The sequence below is a fragment of the Yersinia sp. Marseille-Q3913 genome (assembly GCF_963892745.1).
Lineage (GTDB): Bacteria > Pseudomonadota > Gammaproteobacteria > Enterobacterales > Enterobacteriaceae > Yersinia > Yersinia bercovieri.
This window is the reverse complement of record NZ_CAWQAF010000015.1, coordinates 1-17,186: the sequence shown is the minus strand read 5'-3', so window position 1 is coordinate 17,186 and position 17,186 is coordinate 1. Positions and strand designations below refer to the sequence as shown.

Below are 17,186 nucleotides of genomic sequence, written 5' to 3'. Positions count from 1 at the left end.
CTTAACTATTTTAGTTTGTTGCGATTAATAAAAACTGTGTTAAAAAAGAGTGCTATGAGCAGCATTATTGACTGCCAATTGAGACAAAATACTTTATAGGGCAGTCATCGAAATTTATGTCCAGCATCGCCTCCTCCCGCCTTGAGATGCGGAATATCTCTATCTCGTTTTCTGGATTCCATGCCCTGCAACAAGTTGATTTCACACTAGAAGGTGGATCTACCCATGCGCTAGTCGGTGCTAATGGCGCGGGGAAATCGACCCTGATGGCAATTCTCTCCGGCGCTCACAGCCACTATCGTGGCGAGATCTATATTGATGGTCAGCAGATAGATATTCACTCCCCCCGTCAGGCAAAGCAGCACGGTATTCATGTGGTTCAGCAGGAGGTGGATGTGGCGCTGATCCCGACCCTGTCAGTAGCGGAGAATATTATGCTGGATACCCTCGTCGAGCGGGGTCACCTGTTTAACTGGCCGCAACTTTACCGTCAGGCCGAAGCACTGCTCGGGCAGCTTGACCTCAAGCTGAATGTTCGCCAGCGCCTGGAGTCATGCACCTTAGCCGAGAAACAGCAGGTGCTGCTGGCACGCGCCCTTTCCCACCAATGCCGTTTTCTGATTCTGGATGAACCCACCGCGCCACTGGATCAAGAAGAGAGTGCGCGGCTGTTTCGTGTGGTGCGCCGTTTGCAGTCGGAAGGGATGGCAATCGTTTTCATTTCACACCGCATCCACGAATTACGTGAAATCTGCGACCAATTGACCGTATTACGTGATGGCCGCCGCGTCAGCCATGATCTGATGGGGGATTTGCGTGGTGAGCAGATTGTGGAAAAGATGCTCGGTCACACCCTGGATGATATTTTTCCGCCACGGCGGGCAGTAGTTAGTGATAAAATTCTGTTATCAGTCAGTGGGTTGCATGACCAGCACAAGCTGCGTGATATCTCACTGACATTGCATGAGGGGGAGATTTTAGGCATTGCCGGCTTAGCCGGTGCCGGTAAAACCGAACTGTGCAAAGCGCTGTTTGGTGCCTCCCCCAGCCGGGTCGACAGTGGCGAATTGCAGGGTAAAACCTGGAAACCGCGCTCACCTGACCAGTCAGTTGCGCAAGGGTTGGCACTGGTGCCAGAAGAGCGGCGCAAAGAGGGAATTTTTATCCACGAAGGTATCCCCATGAACCTGAGTGTCGCCGCCGATGACACTTTTTCTCGCTGGAGTATTTTTAGTCGTCGCCAGGAGTTGAATTGGGCTAAAGAGCTGATCCAGCGCCTTGGGGTGCGAACCTCCTCCCCACAACAAAAGCTGGCTCGCCTCTCCGGCGGAAATCAGCAAAAAGTGGCTATTGGCAAGTGGTTGCGTGGTGATGCGCAGGTACTGATTTTTGATGAGCCAACCAAAGGGGTGGATATCAAAGCCAAGCAGGATCTGTTCCATCTGATTGATGGATTGGCACAGCAGGGCAAAGGCATTATTTATGCATCCGGTGAATTCTCAGAATTGGTCGGTTTATGCTCTCGTATCTGTGTGTTGTGGGATGGGCGCATTGTCGCCGAGCTGAACGCCGCAGAGGTAGACGAAGAGACATTATTACTATTTTCAACCGGAGGAACCCCTCAGTGAGCAAAGAACTCCCCCTAGCCGACGCGCAGCCGTGGCGTCACCAACTATTTGATTTTCTCTATAAATGGGGGATGTTGCTCACCGTGGTGGCGCTAATCGCGCTATTTGGTTTGGCATCGGAAAACTTCCTCGATCCGAACAATATCATCAATATTTTGCGATCGATTGCCATCGTGACAGTGATTGCCATCGGAGTGTCGATTTCGCTGTCGATTGGGGGCTTTGACCTGTCAGTTGGCTCCACCGCCTCACTGGCCAACGCCATCGTGGTGTCACTGTTTGTCTGGTACGGCTTTGGTACTACCGGCGCGATTATATTGACCTTACTGATTTGTACACTGGTTGGCTTATTTAACGCGTTTCTGATTGTGGTGCTGAAGATCCCTGACATGTTGGCGACCCTCGCCAGTCTGTTTGTGATCCAAGGTGTGGCGATGACCTACAGCTACGGCGGCTCTATCACACAGAATATGCTGCTGCCAAGCGGCGATATGGCGGAGGGTGTCATCCCTGAGATGTTTTCAGCGCTGGGGCAAGTGCCGGTTATCGTGCTGATTATGTTAGCGGTCACCATCGTGGTGCAGTTGTATTTGTCGCTGACCAAGCATGGTCGTCGGATGTATGCTATTGGCGGCAATCCAGAAGCTGCGCGGCTGGCGGGCATTCGGACAGTGCGTTATCGGGTGCTGGCTTATGTGCTGTCATCACTATTAGCCGCATTGGGCGGGATTTTACTGGCATCGCGGATTGGCTCATCACAAGTGAACGCCGGTGGTGGTTATCTGATGGATGCCGTGGCGGCCGCCTATATCGGTTTCTCGCTGGCAGGTTCAGGCAAACCCAATGCTTTCGGCACCTTAATTGGCGCGGTGATCCTCGGCGTATTGCAAAACGGGCTAGTGATGCTGTCAGTACCTTATTATGCGATGGATATCATCAAAGGGCTGGTTTTGGCGATGGCGCTGGCACTGACCTATATTCATCAGAAGCGGTGATAGACCGATGAATCTCTGGTGATCACCATCCAGCGGAGAGAACAGGCAGATCGTAAAGACGCCGTAGATCCCTCCCTGGAGGCTCGAGCCGCGCCATCCCTGGCGCGGACGCTTTACTCTTCTACCAGCCCTCACCGCTTCTGATCGAGTTAATGCTGATGATCTGTACTTTTTTGCTCTTTTTACACAAACAAGGCGTAGCCGCTTAATTAATTCAAAGGCATTCTTTCAGGGTCTGGGTAGATATACTCAAACCCCAGCTCACGGCAAATCTTACTGCCATCAATCTCACGAGCGGGCTCTTCGATATCCTCAGATGCAAATTCCGGTGGCGTCAGTTGTAACGCCCGCGCACTGGCGGGATAGAAGTCACGTTTGCTCGGATGAAGTGGCGCGCAGAGATTGTAAATATGGCCGCCTCTTGGCAGGTTAAGCAGCAGTTCGATGGCTGAAATCACATCCTCCTGATGCACCAAATTGACCCCAAGCGAACCGCCTTTTACATGAGTTTTCCCCGCCAGAAAACGCCCAGGATGTCGATCAGCGCCCACCAGCCCGGCAAGGCGCAAAATATCCACCGAGGTATTGGGGAGCTTATGCAACCAAAGCTCAAGCTCCATCAGCGTTTTTCCGGCGGTAGTCACCGGTTGCAGGGGAGAGCTCTCTTTGATTCGGCCACGGGTTTCGCCATACACCGAGGTGGAACTGGTAAAAATAATGCGCGGCACACCGAAAGCCAGTGCGCTGTCGACCACCATTTGTACCGCCTGAAAATAGTCCCCATCCCCTTCAGTAGTGCGGCTGGCAGGTAAGGTGATGACCAATGCATCAACTGTCATTAGTTGTGCTAAATCATCCGGATCGCAAATTAGTTCCGGTGTCAGTTGCAATAAGTAGCAATCAATGCCGCTCATTCTGACGGCTTCGACACCATCCGGTGTGGTTTTGCTGCCAACCACCTGCACTCCGTGCCGAATCAATGATTGCGCTAACGGCAAGCCTAACCAACCCAATCCAATAATGGCGACTTTTTTCATTTTAATTGCTCTCCATCGGTTCATACCGATAACTCACACTGATAACTCACGTCGATAATAAGCACTATACTGATAACCTACGCCAGTTGGCCTTTGCTAACAATTCTGCTGAACACATTATGTCTTTCATCTCATTCATCGGTGTAATGGCAATACGTAACAATTTTGTGCTTAAACTGACATAAAATGGAGTGGTAATCGCCATAAAGAAAATGATTAACGGCAGATCAGTCGCGGCCTACCCCCATAAAATAACCTCATACGGCGAAAAAAAGGTTGCGCCGCAGCCATCAGATGGTTTACGTTGATTGACAGAAATTATGGCACGTCCCAGCTATATTATTTATGTCACGGCAATTTTGATTTTCTCAAAAAGCCCAAATAGAGAAATTATTATGAATCGCGTTCAGTTTAATCACCATCATCACCATCATCCTGACTAGTCTTGCAGGCCGATGTGTGCTGGAAGACGGTTAACGAATCTTCCAGGTGGCGGTAGAACGCAATAGAGAAAGCCCTCGGAAGATAATCTTCCGAGGGCTTTTTTGTTGCCCATGATTTTATAAATTAGATTCCATTTATTAAAAGGTTAGAGGATTACCATGCTGGATAAAACACGTTTACGCATCGCAATGCAGAAATCAGGCCGCCTGAGTGACGATTGCCATGAACTGCTGTCGCGCTGCGGGATTAAAATCAATTTGCAGCAGCAGCGTCTAATCGCTTTCGCAGAGAACATGCCCATCGACATTCTGCGCGTACGTGATGACGATATCCCAGGCCTGGTGATGGATGGTGTGGTTGATATGGGCATTATCGGCGAGAACGTACTGGAAGAGGAGTTGCTGAGCCGCCGCGCTCAGGGCGAAGACCCACGTTACTTCACCTTGCGCCGCCTGGATTTCGGTGGCTGCCGCCTGTCACTGGCTGCCTCACTGGATACTGAATACACCGGCCCGCAGTGCTTACAAAATAAGCGTATCGCCACCTCTTACCCACACATTTTAAAACAATACCTCGACAAACAGGGTGTTAGCTTTAAATCTTGCTTGCTGAACGGCTCAGTTGAAGTCGCCCCTCGTGCAGGTTTGGCTGATGTGATCTGTGACCTGGTTTCGACCGGTGCCACTCTGGAAGCCAACGGCCTGCGCGAAGTTGAAGTGATTTACCGCTCTAAAGCTTGCCTGATCCAGCGTGATGGCGAGATGCCTGTTGAGAAACAAGAACTTATCGACCGTCTGATGACCCGCATTCAGGGCGTCATTCAGGCGCGTGAATCCAAATACATCATGATGCACGCACCGAGCGAGCGTCTGGATGAGATAATCACCCTGCTGCCGGGTGCCGAGCGCCCGACCATTCTACCACTGGCTGGTGATAAGAGCCGCGTCGCGATGCACATGGTCAGTAGCGAAACCCTGTTCTGGGAAACCATGGAAAAACTGAAGGCGCTGGGTGCCAGCTCCATTCTGGTGTTACCGATTGAAAAAATGATGGAGTAACCGATGCAGCCGACGAATTTCAATACCCTAATCGACTGGCAGCAATGCAGTGCAGATCAGCAAAAAGCGCTGCTAAGCCGCCCGGCAATTAATGCATCAGGCCGTATCACCAGTGCGGTCAGTGAAATCCTCGATCGGGTGAAAGCCGAGGGCGATAGCGCCTTACGTGATTTCAGCCAGCGCTTTGATGCGGTGCAGGTGGCCGATATTCGCGTCACTACTGAAGAGATAGCCGCAGCCGCGGCCCGCTTGAATGACGAGATCAAACAAGCGATGGCGCAAGCGGTGCGTAATATTGAAATCTTCCACAATGCGCAGAAAATGCCAGTGGTGGATGTTGAAACTCAGCCGGGCGTGCGTTGCCAGCAAATCACTCGCCCGATTGCCTCCGTCGGCTTGTATATTCCCGGCGGCTCCGCGCCGCTGCTCTCTACTGTCCTGATGCTCGGTACTCCCGCGCGTATTGCCGGTTGTCAGCGCGTCATTTTATGCTCACCGCCGCCAATTGCCGATGAAATTTTGTATGCCGCGCAACTGTGCGGGATCCAAGAAGTGTTCCAGATTGGCGGGGCGCAAGCTATTGCCGCGATGGCCTTCGGCAGCGAATCGGTGCCAAAAGTGAATAAAATCTTCGGGCCAGGCAATGCATATGTCACCGAAGCGAAACGTCAGGTCAGCCAACGCCTTGATGGTGCCGCCATTGATATGCCTGCCGGCCCGTCAGAAGTGCTGGTTATCGCCGATAGCGGCGCGACACCGGCGTTTATCGCCGCTGACTTGTTGTCTCAGGCCGAACACGGGCCGGATTCGCAGGTAGTCTTGCTGACACCCGATGCGGCCATCGCGCAAGCCGTGGCAGTTGAAGTCGAGCAGCAACTTAAGTTGTTGTCACGCGCCGATATCGCCCGTCAGGCACTGGAAAGCAGCCGCCTGATCATCACCAAAGATTTACAGCAATGCATTGATATCAGCAATCAATACGGCCCAGAGCACTTGATTCTGCAAATACGCCAACCGGAAGAGATTATCGATCAAATCGATAACGCCGGGTCGGTCTTTATGGGTGACTGGTCACCGGAATCCGCCGGTGATTATGCCTCTGGGACTAACCACGTGTTACCTACTTATGGTTATACCTCGACCTATTCCAGCCTGGGTCTGGCCGATTTTGTTAAGCGCATGACGGTGCAGCAGTTAACCCCGCAAGGCCTGCTGGGCCTGGCATCAACCATCGAAACACTGGCTCAGGCCGAACAACTGACCGCCCACAAAAACGCCGTTACCCTACGCGTCGCTGCCCTGACAGCCGCCAATAAGGAGCAACCATGAGCAAGTCTGCCACCGTGACTGATTTGGCCCGCACCAATATCCGTGCGCTAACCCCTTATATGTCGGCCCGCCGCTTAGGCGGTAATGGCGATGTGTGGCTCAATGCCAACGAATATCCGCTGGCGACGCAATACCAACTGACAGCGCAAACGTTCAACCGCTACCCTGAGTGCCAGCCAAAGCTGGTAATTGAACGCTACGCGGCTTACGCGGCTTTAGAGACTGAGCAAGTGCTGGTGAGCCGTGGTGCGGATGAAGGTATTGAACTGCTGATCCGCGCCTTCTGTGAACCGGGTCAGGATGCCATCCTATTCTGCCCGCCAACCTATGGCATGTATGCCGTGAGCGCCGAAACCTTTGGCGTCGAGCTGCGCACCGTGCAGACCAAAGCGGATTGGCAGCTCGATTTACCAGCGATTAAAGAGAGTCTGGATCGGGTGAAGCTGATTTACATTTGCAGCCCGAATAACCCAACGGGCAACTTAATCAATCCAGCTGACCTGCGCGCAGTGCTGGAACTGGCGCAAGGTCGCGCTATCGTCGCTATTGATGAAGCCTATATTGAGTTTTGTCCACAGGCCAGTGTCAGCAGTTGGCTAAAAGATTATCCGAATTTAGTAATTTTGCGCACCTTATCGAAAGCCTTCGCATTGGCGGGTTTACGTTGTGGCTTTACGTTGGCGAATAGCGATATTATCCAGCTGCTACTTAAGGTGATTGCACCCTACCCGCTATCAACGCCGGTTGCCGATATCGCCGCACAAGCACTTAGCCCACAGGGCCTTGAGCAGATGCGTCAGCGGGTGAATGAAGTGCGAGCCAATCGTGAATGGCTGCAAGGTGCGCTGAATGAGTGCGCCTGTGTTGAGCAGGTGTTTACCAGTGAAAGCAACTATTTACTGGCTCGTTTTACTGCCTCCAGCAGCGTATTCAAAACACTATGGGACCAGGGCATTATTCTGCGTGACCAAAATAAGCAGCCGGGGTTATCTAACTGCCTGCGCATTACCATCGGTACTCGTCAGGAGTGTGAACGCGTGATTGCCGCCCTTGTCCCCCTGCCCGGCGTTGACAGCCCGAATCAGACCAATACTGCCAGCCTCCGTAAGGAAACGATATGAGCCAGAAATTTCTTTTTATTGATCGCGACGGCACCCTGATTGCCGAGCCACCGGAAGACTTTCAAGTTGATCGGTTGGATAAACTGGCGTTAGAACCAGAAGTGATCCCAGCACTACTGGCACTGCAAAAAGCAGATTACCGTTTGGTGATGATCACCAACCAGGATGGTTTGGGAACTAACAGCTTCCCGCAGGAGACTTTCGATCCACCGCACAACCTGATGATGCAGATTTTCAGCTCGCAGGGGATCAATTTTGAGCAGGTTTTGATTTGCCCGCACTTGCCCGCAGATAACTGTACTTGCCGTAAGCCAAAAACCGCCTTAGTCGAAAGCTATTTGGCGGAAGGCGTGATGAACAGCGCCAACAGCTATGTGATAGGCGACCGTGAAACTGACCTGCAACTGGCGCAAAACATGGGTATCGGCGGCCTGCGTTATCAGCGCGATGGCCTTAACTGGTCACAGATTGCCAAACAACTGACCCAGCGTGATCGCCACTCTCACGTTAATCGTGTCACTAAAGAAACAGCGATTGACGTTAATGTCTGGCTGGATCGCGAAGGCGGTAGCAAGATCAAAACTGGCGTCGGTTTCTTCGACCATATGCTGGATCAAATCGCCACCCACGGCGGTTTCCGCATGGATATTCAGGTCAGCGGTGATCTCTATATCGATGATCACCACACGGTGGAAGATACCGCGCTGGCGCTGGGCGAGGCTATCAACAACGCGCTGGGCGACAAACGAGGGATTGGCCGCTTCGGATTTGTGCTGCCAATGGATGAGTGTCTGGCACGTTGTGCGCTGGATATTTCCGGCCGCCCGCACTTGGAATACAAAGCAGAATTTAACTATCAGCGGGTTGGCGATCTGAGCACCGAGATGGTCGAGCACTTCTTCCGCTCCCTCTCTTATGCCATGGCCTGCACATTGCACCTGAAAACTAAAGGTCGCAACGATCACCACCGGGTAGAGAGTCTGTTTAAAGTGTTTGGTCGTACTCTGCGTCAGGCGATCCGCGTTGAGGGCAACACCTTGCCAAGCTCCAAAGGAGTGCTCTGATGAATGTGGTGATTCTGGATACCGGTTGCGCCAACCTCTCCTCTGTCACCTATGCGGTGCAGCGACTGGGTTATGCACCACTTATCAGCCGTGACCCTGAAATCGTGCTGCGCGCCGATAAGCTGTTTCTACCGGGCGTGGGGACCGCGCACGCAGCAATGGATCAGTTGAAAGAACGCGAACTGATCGAACTGATTAAGAGCTGTACCCAACCGGTATTGGGTATCTGCCTTGGCATGCAATTGCTGGCAAATAGCAGCGAAGAGAGTGGCGGCATCAACACCCTTGGCATTATTGATGCGCCAGTGAAACAGATGACCGATTTTGGCTTACCGCTACCGCATATGGGCTGGAATCAGATTACCGCACAAGCGGGGAATCATCTATTCCGTGGTATCCCAGACGGAACCTATTTCTACTTTGTGCACGGATATGCAATGCATATATGCCCAAATACCATCGCCCAAGCCAATTACGGCGAGCCGTTTACCGCCGCAGTCGAAAAAGACAACTTCTTTGGCGTGCAGTTTCATCCGGAACGTTCCGGCGCAGCGGGAGCCCAACTGCTGAAAAACTTTCTGGAGATGTAAACACCATGATTATTCCCGCTTTGGATTTGATTGCAGGCAAGGTAGTGCGTTTGCATCAGGGCGATTACGGTCAGCAGCGTGATTATGGCAATCATCCACTACCGCGCTTACAGGATTATCAGCAGCAAGGCGCTCAAGTATTACACTTGGTTGACCTTACCGGCGCCAAAGATCCCTCCGCCCGTCAGATCCCATTATTGCGTGAGCTTTTGGCCGGTGTCGATGTGCCGGTACAAGTGGGGGGCGGCATCCGCAATGAGCAGGATGTGGTCGCGCTATTAGAAGCTGGGGCGACACGAGTTGTGGTCGGTTCAACCGCCGTTAAGCAGCCAGAAGTGGTGCAGCAGTGGTTTGAGCGTTACGGCCCCGAGGCGATCGTCTTGGCGCTGGATGTCAGGATCGATGATGCTGGCCGTAAGCAGGTTGCCATCAGCGGCTGGCAGGAGAACTCCGATGCCACACTGGAACAGATAGTCGAGCAGTATCTGCCTTTCGGCCTGAAACATGTGCTGTGCACAGATATCTCCCGCGATGGCACCCTGAGTGGCTCCAATGTTGAGCTGTATCAAGAAGTTTGCCAGCGTTATCCACAAGTGGCGTTCCAGGCCTCTGGTGGTATCGGTTGTCTGGATGATATCGCCCGTCTACGCGGCAGCGGTGTACAAGGGGTGATTGTCGGTCGTGCGCTACTGGACGGCAAATTTAACGTGAAGGAGGCGATCGCATGCTGGCAAAACGTATAATTCCCTGTCTGGATGTGAAAGATGGCCAGGTGGTCAAAGGGGTCCAGTTCCGTCACCACGAGATTATTGGTGATATCGTGCCGCTGGCACAGCGCTACGCACAAGAAGGTGCTGATGAGCTGGTATTTTACGATATCACAGCCTCCTCTGATGGGCGTGTGGTCGATAAAAGCTGGGTATCACGGGTCGCGGAAGTGATAGACATCCCTTTCTGCGTCGCAGGCGGTATTAAGAGTGTGGAAGATGCAGGCCAGATATTGACCTTCGGCGCAGATAAAATTTCCATCAACTCACCCGCCCTAGCTGATCCCACCTTAATTACCCGACTGGCTGACCGCTATGGCGTACAATGCATCGTGGTAGGTATTGATACTTGGTATGATGAAGAGAGTGACAGTTATCAGGTTTATCAATTTACCGGTGATGAAAAACGCACCAAAGCCACTACCTGGCAAACCGAGGATTGGATCAAAGAAGTCCAGTTGCGCGGTGCCGGTGAGATAGTGCTGAATATGATGAATCAAGATGGCGTGCGTAACGGCTATGATTTGCGTCAATTGAAACAGATGCGGGCTATTTGTCATGTGCCGTTGATCGCCTCTGGCGGTGCCGGAACGCCGGAGCACTTCCTCGAAGCCTTCCGCGATACGGATGTAGATGGTGCGTTGGCCGCCTCCGTGTTCCATAAGCAAATCATTAATATCGGCGAATTGAAAAAGTATTTGTCTGAACAAGGCGTGGAGATAAGAGTGTGTTAACCGAACAACAAATTAACCAACTGGATTGGGACAAAGTCGACAATCTAATGCCTGCCATCGTTCAGCATGCCGTGTCCGGTGAAGTTCTGATGATGGGGTATATGAACCGTGAAGCGCTGGCGGTGACGGAAGAAACCGCTAAAGTGACCTTCTTCTCTCGGACCAAACAGCGTTTGTGGACCAAAGGCGAAAGCTCCGGCCACTTCCTGAATGTGGTGAATATCTACCCTGACTGTGACAATGATACCCTGCTGATTCTGGTGGATCCTATCGGCCCAACCTGCCATTTAGGCAATAACAGTTGCTTCAGCCCTGCAGCCAGCGACTGGAGTTTCTTGTATCAGTTAGAGCAGTTGCTAGCATCACGTAAGTCAGCCGATCCGGCCAGTTCTTATACCGCAAAACTCTATGCCAGCGGGACTAAACGTATCGCGCAAAAAGTGGGCGAAGAAGGGGTGGAAACCGCCCTCGCCGCGACAGTGAATGATCGCGAAGAGTTGACCAACGAAGCATCAGACTTGATGTATCACCTGATGGTGCTATTACAGGATCAGGATTTGGATCTGAGTAAAATCATTGGCCGCCTACGGGAACGTCACGAGAAGTAATTTTCTTATTGGTGGTTTTATTGCTGATAAAAGAAAACGCCCCCGATTTATCATCGCGGGCGTTTTTGTTGGCGCAAACCTTTAAAATCAGCGAGCACTGCGCAATCCCGGGATAGCAAAGCGCAGTAGCCGCTAGATGAATTACTCCATCCACTCAGTATGGAACACGCCATCTTTATCAGTACGTTTATAAGTATGCGCACCAAAATAATCACGCTGCGCCTGAATCAGGTTAGCGGGCAGCACAGCTGAACGGTAGCTATCGTAGTAGTTAATCGCAGCAGAGAACGTTGGTGTTGGGATACCATTTTGTACCGCATAAGACACAACATCACGCAGCGCTTGCTGGTACTCATCAGCGATTTGCTTAAAGTATGGAGCCAACAGCAGGTTAGCGATTTTCGGATTTTCTGCGTACGCATCAGTGATTTTTTGCAAGAACTGAGCGCGGATAATACATCCTGCACGGAAGATCTTGGCGATTTCACCGTAATGCAGATCCCAGTTATTTTCGTCAGATGCCGCTTTCAGCTGAGAGAAACCTTGCGCGTAAGAGACGATTTTCCCCAAATACAGCGCACGACGGATTTTTTCGATAAATTCAGCTTTATCGCCCACAAAAGGCTGCACTTTCGGGCCAGTCAGTACTTTAGATGCTGCAACACGCTGATCTTTCAGGGAAGACAAATAGCGAGCAAACACAGATTCAGTGATCAGTGTCAGTGGCTCGCCTAAGTCCAGTGAACTTTGGCTGGTCCATTTACCAGTGCCTTTATTTGCAGCTTCATCCAGAATCACGTCGACCAGATAGATGCCAGCCTCGTCTTTCTTGGTAAAGATATCTTTTGTGATATCAATCAGGTAGCTATTCAGCTCACCTTTGTTCCATTCAGCGAAGGTGCTTGCCAGCTCTTCGTTGCTCAGACCCAGTGACTGCTTCAACAAAGAGTAAGCTTCCGCGATCAGCTGCATGTCGCCATATTCGATACCGTTGTGAACCATTTTCACGTAATGACCAGCACCGTCTGTACCGATATAAGCCACACATGCTTCACCGTCATCTGCACGGGCCGCAATTTTCTCAAGAATAGGTGCAACCAATTCGTAAGCTTCTTTCTGGCCACCAGGCATGATGGAAGGGCCTTTCAATGCACCCTCTTCGCCACCGGAAACACCAGTACCGATAAAGTTAAAACCTTGTGCAGAAAGTTCGCGATTACGACGGATGGTGTCTTTGTAATAGGTATTACCACCATCAATCAGAATGTCACCTTTATCAAGGTGCGGCGTCAGTGAAGCGATAGTTTTGTCGGTAGCTTCACCCGCTTTCACCATCAGCAGGATGCGGCGCGGTTTTTCCAGTGAATCAACAAACTCTTCAACGGTGTAACTCGGCACCAGGTTTTTACCTGGATTCTCAGCAACCACTTCGTCGGTTTTGTCTGATGAACGGTTGAAGATAGAGACGGAATAGCCACGGCTTTCGATGTTGAGCGCCAGGTTACGGCCCATCACCGCCATACCGACAACGCCAATCTGTTGTTTGGACATTAAAAGAACTCCTGTCTGAAGGATGACACCTGTTACCGACCTTGAGGCCAACAGGTTTTTGATGTGGGAAACATGTTAACTCAGGATTATGCCCGCTGGGTAGTGATTGGTGCGATAGATAGCACAACTGACCAGTTGCTGTGCGCATACGTTTGCTTCGCCAGTACAGACAGGTAATGTAACGCTATTTAGGACGGATCAGTCAAAACAAAAAAGCAACCCCACGGATTGCTTTTCATCAGTCTCACTCATATTTCAAATTTGACTCATGCCACAAAATCTTTCAACCAGGCCTTAAACTCAGCCCCTTGTTGTGGATGACGAAGACCATAAGCGACATACGCCTGCATATAACCGAGTTTCTCACCGCAATTGTAAGATTGCCCAGTCAAGGCAACGGCATCGACTGGCTCTTCTTCTGCCAGTGCATCAATGGCATCTGTCAGTTGGATACGCCCCCAGGCACCTGGTTTGGTTTTTTCCAACTGCGGCCAAATATTCGCAGACAACACATAGCGCCCAACGGCAGAGAGATTTGATTGCAGGTCCACCGGGCTTTGTGGCTTCTCGACCATGGCTTTAATTCGGCTGCTCTCACCGGGCGCTAATTCAGACTTCTCACAAGAGATAACCGAATAGTTTGATAACGCCTCGGGTTCAACCGAATGCACCAAGACCTGGCTAGTCCCGGTCTCTTCGAAGCGCTTGACCAATTGAGCAAGATTATCTCGGGTCAAATCTGACTTCGCATCATCAATCAGAACATCCGGCAGCAATACCGCAAATGGCGCATCCCCCACCAGCGGTTTGGCACATAACACGGCATGACCCAGACCTTCAGGGTGGCCTTGCCGGATGTGCATGATGGTCACCCCTGGCGGACAGATAGATTGCACTTCATCCAATAACTGGCGCTTAACTCGAGCTTCCAGCATGGCTTCCAGTTCATAAGAGGTGTCGAAATGGTTTTCTACCGCATTCTTTGACGAATGGGTTATCAGAATGATCTCTTTAATACCAGCAGCAACGCATTCATTAACCACATATTGGATCAAGGGCTTATCAACAATAGGCAGCATCTCTTTTGGAATGGCTTTGGTGGCTGGAAGCATTCTCATGCCCAAACCTGCGACTGGGATCACTGCTTTCAATTTGGTCATAATTAACCTACTGATCTCTTGAGGCGAACTTAAAATCTTTAGCTATTCAGCCGCTAAGCCGAAGTTAGCTGATTTGCTGTTTTAACCAGGCGGTAAAATTCTCACCTTCGGTATTATGACGGACGCCATAAGTGACAAAGGCTTTCATATAGCCTAATTTGTCGCCACAATCGTGAGATTTACCGGTCATATGGAAGGCCTCAACCGGCTCTTGCTCCATTAACATCGCAATGGCATCAGTCAGCTGAATTTCATCACCCGCACCACGTGGGGTTTTTTTCAACAGTGGCCAGATATCCTTAGACAAAACATAGCGCCCAACCACTGCAAGATTAGATGGTGCCTCAGTGACTGAAGGCTTCTCGACGACTGCAGTCATTAGGGTGCTCTCGCCCGGTGCCAAATCAACATGGCCGCAATCCGCAATACCGTACTTGGAGACATCCGCTTTCGGCACCGGCTCTACCATGATTTGACTACGCCCGGTCTCCTCAAAGCGCTTGATCATGCTGGCAAGATTTTCTTGAGATAAATCAGCTGTTGAATCATCAAGTAGCACATCGGGCAGCAGCACAATAAATGGGTTATCGCCCACCATAGGTTGTGCGCAGAGTACGGCGTGCCCCAGCCCTTTGGCGTGGCCCTGACGCACTTGCATGATAGTGACGTCAGGCGGGCAGATATTTTTAATCTCTTTCAAGAGCTGCCGCTTAACCCGTGACTCCAGCGCCGCCTCCAACTCAAATGAGGTATCAAAATGGTTTTCTATCGCATTTTTAGAGGAGTGGCTTACCAGCACAATCTCTTTCACGCCAGCAGCAACGCATTCGTTCACGATATATTGAATCAGGGGCTTATCGACCACTGGCAGCATTTCCTTTGGGATCGCCTTGGTCGCGGGCAACATACGAGTACCAAGCCCGGCAACAGGAATGACTGCTTTCAATTTCTTTTCCATCTACCATACCTTTTCTGGGGTAGCCATTTTGTTGGCCTTTGAATAGATATAAACACAATCTGGTAATACCCTAAGTATCATCGCGCAAAACTGTATTCCAAATCTAAAACTTTCATATTTATATATTATTTCAATATGTTACTGTCGCATTATTATCATGGTGTAGCTACAGAAAACTAGCGTCTAACGACATATTATATTCCACATTAACATTTTGTTAAGCTAACCCTCAGTAATTTGCCGATTTATAAGCCTATCTGTAGCATTTTAAGAATATCCCCATCTACTCGACTCAAAGTTAAAATACTATTTGCGCTAAATTTATTATTCACGCGATTTGTCAATGACATAGCTTATTACATGATTGTATGTTGAATTTTGGCCTATCAGCGCCCATTATTCATGCTGGCGGCATAAGCCGTAGAAATAAAAGGTGAAACGCGAAATATGGAATGGATCGCAGATCCTACTATTTGGGCAGGACTGGCGACGCTGGTTGTGCTCGAAATTGTGTTAGGTATTGATAACCTAATATTTATTGCCATTTTGGCAGAAAAACTACCTCGCCATCAACGGGATAAAGCCAGAGTCACGGGTCTGCTGTGCGCATTGTTGATGCGCTTGGTGCTACTGGCCTGTATCTCGTGGTTAGCCACATTAACCGCGCCATTAGTTACCCTTTCCGGACATCCATTTAGTGCCCGAGACTTGATTATGCTCGTCGGGGGGATATTCCTGCTCTTCAAAGCCACCATGGAGCTTAATGAGCGCCTTGAGGGCAAGGACCATCAGCAGAACCAGCAACGCAAAGGCGCGCGGTTCTGGCCTGTTGTGGCGCAGATTGTGGTGTTGGATGCCATCTTCTCCCTCGACTCAGTGATTACTGCCGTCGGTATGGTGGATCACCTCGCGGTGATGATGGCGGCGGTCTGTATTGCGATTGGTCTGATGTTATTAGCCAGCAAACCATTGACTCGCTTTGTGAATGCCCATCCAACCATTGTTATTCTGTGCCTGAGTTTCTTACTGATGATCGGCTTCAGTTTAGTGGCTGAAGGCTTTGGCTACCATATTCCGAAAGGCTATCTGTACGCCGCGATTGGTTTCTCTGTAATTATTGAATCACTGAATCAGTTTGCTCAGTTCAACCGCCGCCGCTTCCTGTCGACAGTGCGTCCGTTACGTGAAAGAACCGCAGAGGCCGTGCTGCGTATGCTTAGCGGCAAGCATGAAGAGGCTGAGCTGGATAACCACACCGCCAACTTGATAGCAGACAGTAGCAGTGGCGGTCAGGAGGTGTTCAATGAGCAGGAGCGCCGAATGATCGAGCGGGTATTGGGGCTGGCACAGCGTACCGTCAGTAGCATCATGACATCACGCCATGATGTTGAATATCTGGATCTTAATGATCCGCCGGAGAAGTTGACTCAACTACTGACGAAAAATCTTCATACGCGAATTGTGGTCACTGAAGATAGCTCAACAGATGAACCACTGGGTGTCATTCACGTCATTGATTTGTTGAAGCAGCAGTTATCAGGCGAAAAGCTCGATTTGCGAGCACTGATTCGCCAGCCATTGATCTTTCCTGAACAAGTTTCACTGTTGATGGCATTGGAACAATTTCGTCAGGCGCAAACCCATTTTGCCTTTGTGGTCGATGAGTTCGGCTCTATCGAAGGGGTGGTCACCCTGACCGATGTGATGGAGACGATTGCCGGTAATCTACCAGTGGCAGGTGAAGAGTTGGATGCCCGCCACGATATTCAGCAAACCGAGGATGGCTGCTGGATAGCGAATGGTTATATGCCACTGGAGGATTTGGTGCTCTATCTGCCACTGCCGATTGATGATAAACGTGAATATCATACATTGGCTGGATTGTTGATGGAGTATAGCCAGCGGATACCTCAGGTGGGCGAACAGTTGAAGATTGGTGACTATCTATTTGAACCACTGGAAGTGAGCAGCCATCGTATCTTGAAGGTGAAGATAACGCCGCTGAAAGCGCCAGATCCTGATTACGAAGTGTAACTGATTGACCGCACGAATCAGTCCAAAAACCAGATAAGAAAGCCGGGTAGCTTATTGAACTGACCCCATAAAGTTGGACGGTTTGTCAGGCGGTTATCTGGGCCTGAG

16 protein-coding genes and 1 other annotated feature are annotated in these 17,186 nt (G+C 50.6%); of the genes, 12 read left to right on the top strand and 4 right to left on the bottom strand.

Annotation, left to right across the window (positions count from 1 at the left end; translation table 11 throughout):
• Window positions 1-116: 116 nt before the first annotated feature.
• Window positions 117-1,628: a sugar ABC transporter ATP-binding protein gene (locus tag AACW11_RS08055; RefSeq protein WP_212586403.1), complete on the top strand. Its 1,512-nt coding sequence runs from the start codon at window positions 117-119 to the stop codon at window positions 1,626-1,628.
• Complete coding sequence (locus AACW11_RS08050) at window positions 1,625-2,623, top strand: ABC transporter permease (RefSeq protein ID WP_032897983.1); 999 nt, start codon at window positions 1,625-1,627, stop codon at window positions 2,621-2,623. The genes AACW11_RS08055 and AACW11_RS08050 overlap by 4 nt, the downstream gene beginning before the upstream one ends.
• A gap of 209 nt (window positions 2,624-2,832) precedes the next feature.
• Here AACW11_RS08050 and AACW11_RS08045 read toward each other — a convergent pair whose 3' ends face one another.
• Window positions 2,833-3,660: an SDR family oxidoreductase gene (locus AACW11_RS08045; RefSeq protein ID WP_212586402.1), complete on the bottom strand. Its 828-nt coding sequence runs from the start codon at window positions 3,658-3,660 to the stop codon at window positions 2,833-2,835.
• A gap of 395 nt (window positions 3,661-4,055) precedes the next feature.
• On the opposite strand from AACW11_RS08045, the gene hisL reads away from it, so the two are divergent.
• The 9 genes from hisL (at window position 4,056) to hisIE (ending at window position 11,375) form a co-directional block, all read left to right on the top strand.
• The gene (gene hisL / locus AACW11_RS08040; protein WP_002231208.1) at window positions 4,056-4,103 is read left to right on the top strand and encodes a his operon leader peptide; all 48 of its coding nucleotides are present in this window, start codon (window positions 4,056-4,058) and stop codon (window positions 4,101-4,103) included.
• Window positions 4,079-4,209, top strand: a sequence feature (His leader region). It overlaps the preceding gene by 25 nt.
• Before the next feature lie 53 nt (window positions 4,210-4,262).
• Window positions 4,263-5,162, top strand: coding sequence for an ATP phosphoribosyltransferase (hisG, locus tag AACW11_RS08035; protein ID WP_212586401.1), 900 nt, complete (start codon window positions 4,263-4,265; stop codon window positions 5,160-5,162).
• Window positions 5,163-5,165: 3 nt separating this feature from the next.
• Window positions 5,166-6,491, top strand: a complete 1,326-nt coding sequence (gene hisD / locus AACW11_RS08030; protein ID WP_212586400.1) for a histidinol dehydrogenase — start codon at window positions 5,166-5,168, stop codon at window positions 6,489-6,491.
• Window positions 6,488-7,612: a histidinol-phosphate transaminase gene (hisC, locus tag AACW11_RS08025; protein WP_212586399.1), complete on the top strand. Its 1,125-nt coding sequence runs from the start codon at window positions 6,488-6,490 to the stop codon at window positions 7,610-7,612. The genes hisD and hisC overlap by 4 nt, the downstream gene beginning before the upstream one ends.
• Window positions 7,609-8,676, top strand: coding sequence for a bifunctional histidinol-phosphatase/imidazoleglycerol-phosphate dehydratase HisB (hisB, locus tag AACW11_RS08020; RefSeq protein ID WP_212586398.1), 1,068 nt, complete (start codon window positions 7,609-7,611; stop codon window positions 8,674-8,676). The genes hisC and hisB overlap by 4 nt, the downstream gene beginning before the upstream one ends.
• A complete protein-coding gene (gene hisH / locus AACW11_RS08015) occupies window positions 8,676-9,266 on the top strand; it encodes an imidazole glycerol phosphate synthase subunit HisH (RefSeq protein ID WP_212586397.1) in 591 nt (196 codons plus the stop codon). Before hisB ends, hisH begins: the two co-directional genes overlap by 1 nt.
• Window positions 9,267-9,271: 5 nt before the next feature.
• Complete coding sequence (gene hisA, locus AACW11_RS08010; protein ID WP_212586396.1) at window positions 9,272-10,009, top strand: 1-(5-phosphoribosyl)-5-[(5-phosphoribosylamino)methylideneamino]imidazole-4-carboxamide isomerase; 738 nt, start codon at window positions 9,272-9,274, stop codon at window positions 10,007-10,009.
• Window positions 9,991-10,767, top strand: coding sequence for an imidazole glycerol phosphate synthase subunit HisF (hisF, locus tag AACW11_RS08005; protein WP_212586395.1), 777 nt, complete (start codon window positions 9,991-9,993; stop codon window positions 10,765-10,767). The genes hisA and hisF overlap by 19 nt, the downstream gene beginning before the upstream one ends.
• Window positions 10,761-11,375, top strand: a complete 615-nt coding sequence (hisIE, locus tag AACW11_RS08000; RefSeq protein WP_212586394.1) for a bifunctional phosphoribosyl-AMP cyclohydrolase/phosphoribosyl-ATP diphosphatase HisIE — start codon at window positions 10,761-10,763, stop codon at window positions 11,373-11,375. Before hisF ends, hisIE begins: the two co-directional genes overlap by 7 nt.
• 141 nt (window positions 11,376-11,516) lie before the next feature.
• Here the strand turns inward: hisIE and gndA are convergent, their stop codons facing one another.
• The 3 genes from gndA to galU (AACW11_RS07985) form a co-directional block, all read right to left on the bottom strand.
• On the bottom strand, window positions 11,517-12,926 hold the full coding sequence (gene gndA / locus AACW11_RS07995) for an NADP-dependent phosphogluconate dehydrogenase (protein WP_212586393.1): 1,410 nt from the start codon (window positions 12,924-12,926) through the stop codon (window positions 11,517-11,519).
• Between the two features lie 266 nt (window positions 12,927-13,192).
• Window positions 13,193-14,086: a UTP--glucose-1-phosphate uridylyltransferase GalU gene (gene galU, locus AACW11_RS07990; protein WP_212586392.1), complete on the bottom strand. Its 894-nt coding sequence runs from the start codon at window positions 14,084-14,086 to the stop codon at window positions 13,193-13,195.
• A gap of 64 nt (window positions 14,087-14,150) precedes the next feature.
• Window positions 14,151-15,044, bottom strand: coding sequence for a UTP--glucose-1-phosphate uridylyltransferase GalU (gene galU / locus AACW11_RS07985; RefSeq protein WP_212586391.1), 894 nt, complete (start codon window positions 15,042-15,044; stop codon window positions 14,151-14,153).
• A 447-nt stretch (window positions 15,045-15,491) separates the two neighbouring features.
• Between galU (AACW11_RS07985) and AACW11_RS07980 the strand changes: the two genes are divergently transcribed.
• A complete protein-coding gene (locus tag AACW11_RS07980; RefSeq protein WP_212586390.1) occupies window positions 15,492-17,078 on the top strand; it encodes a TerC family protein in 1,587 nt (528 codons plus the stop codon).
• Window positions 17,079-17,186: the final 108 nt, after the last annotated feature.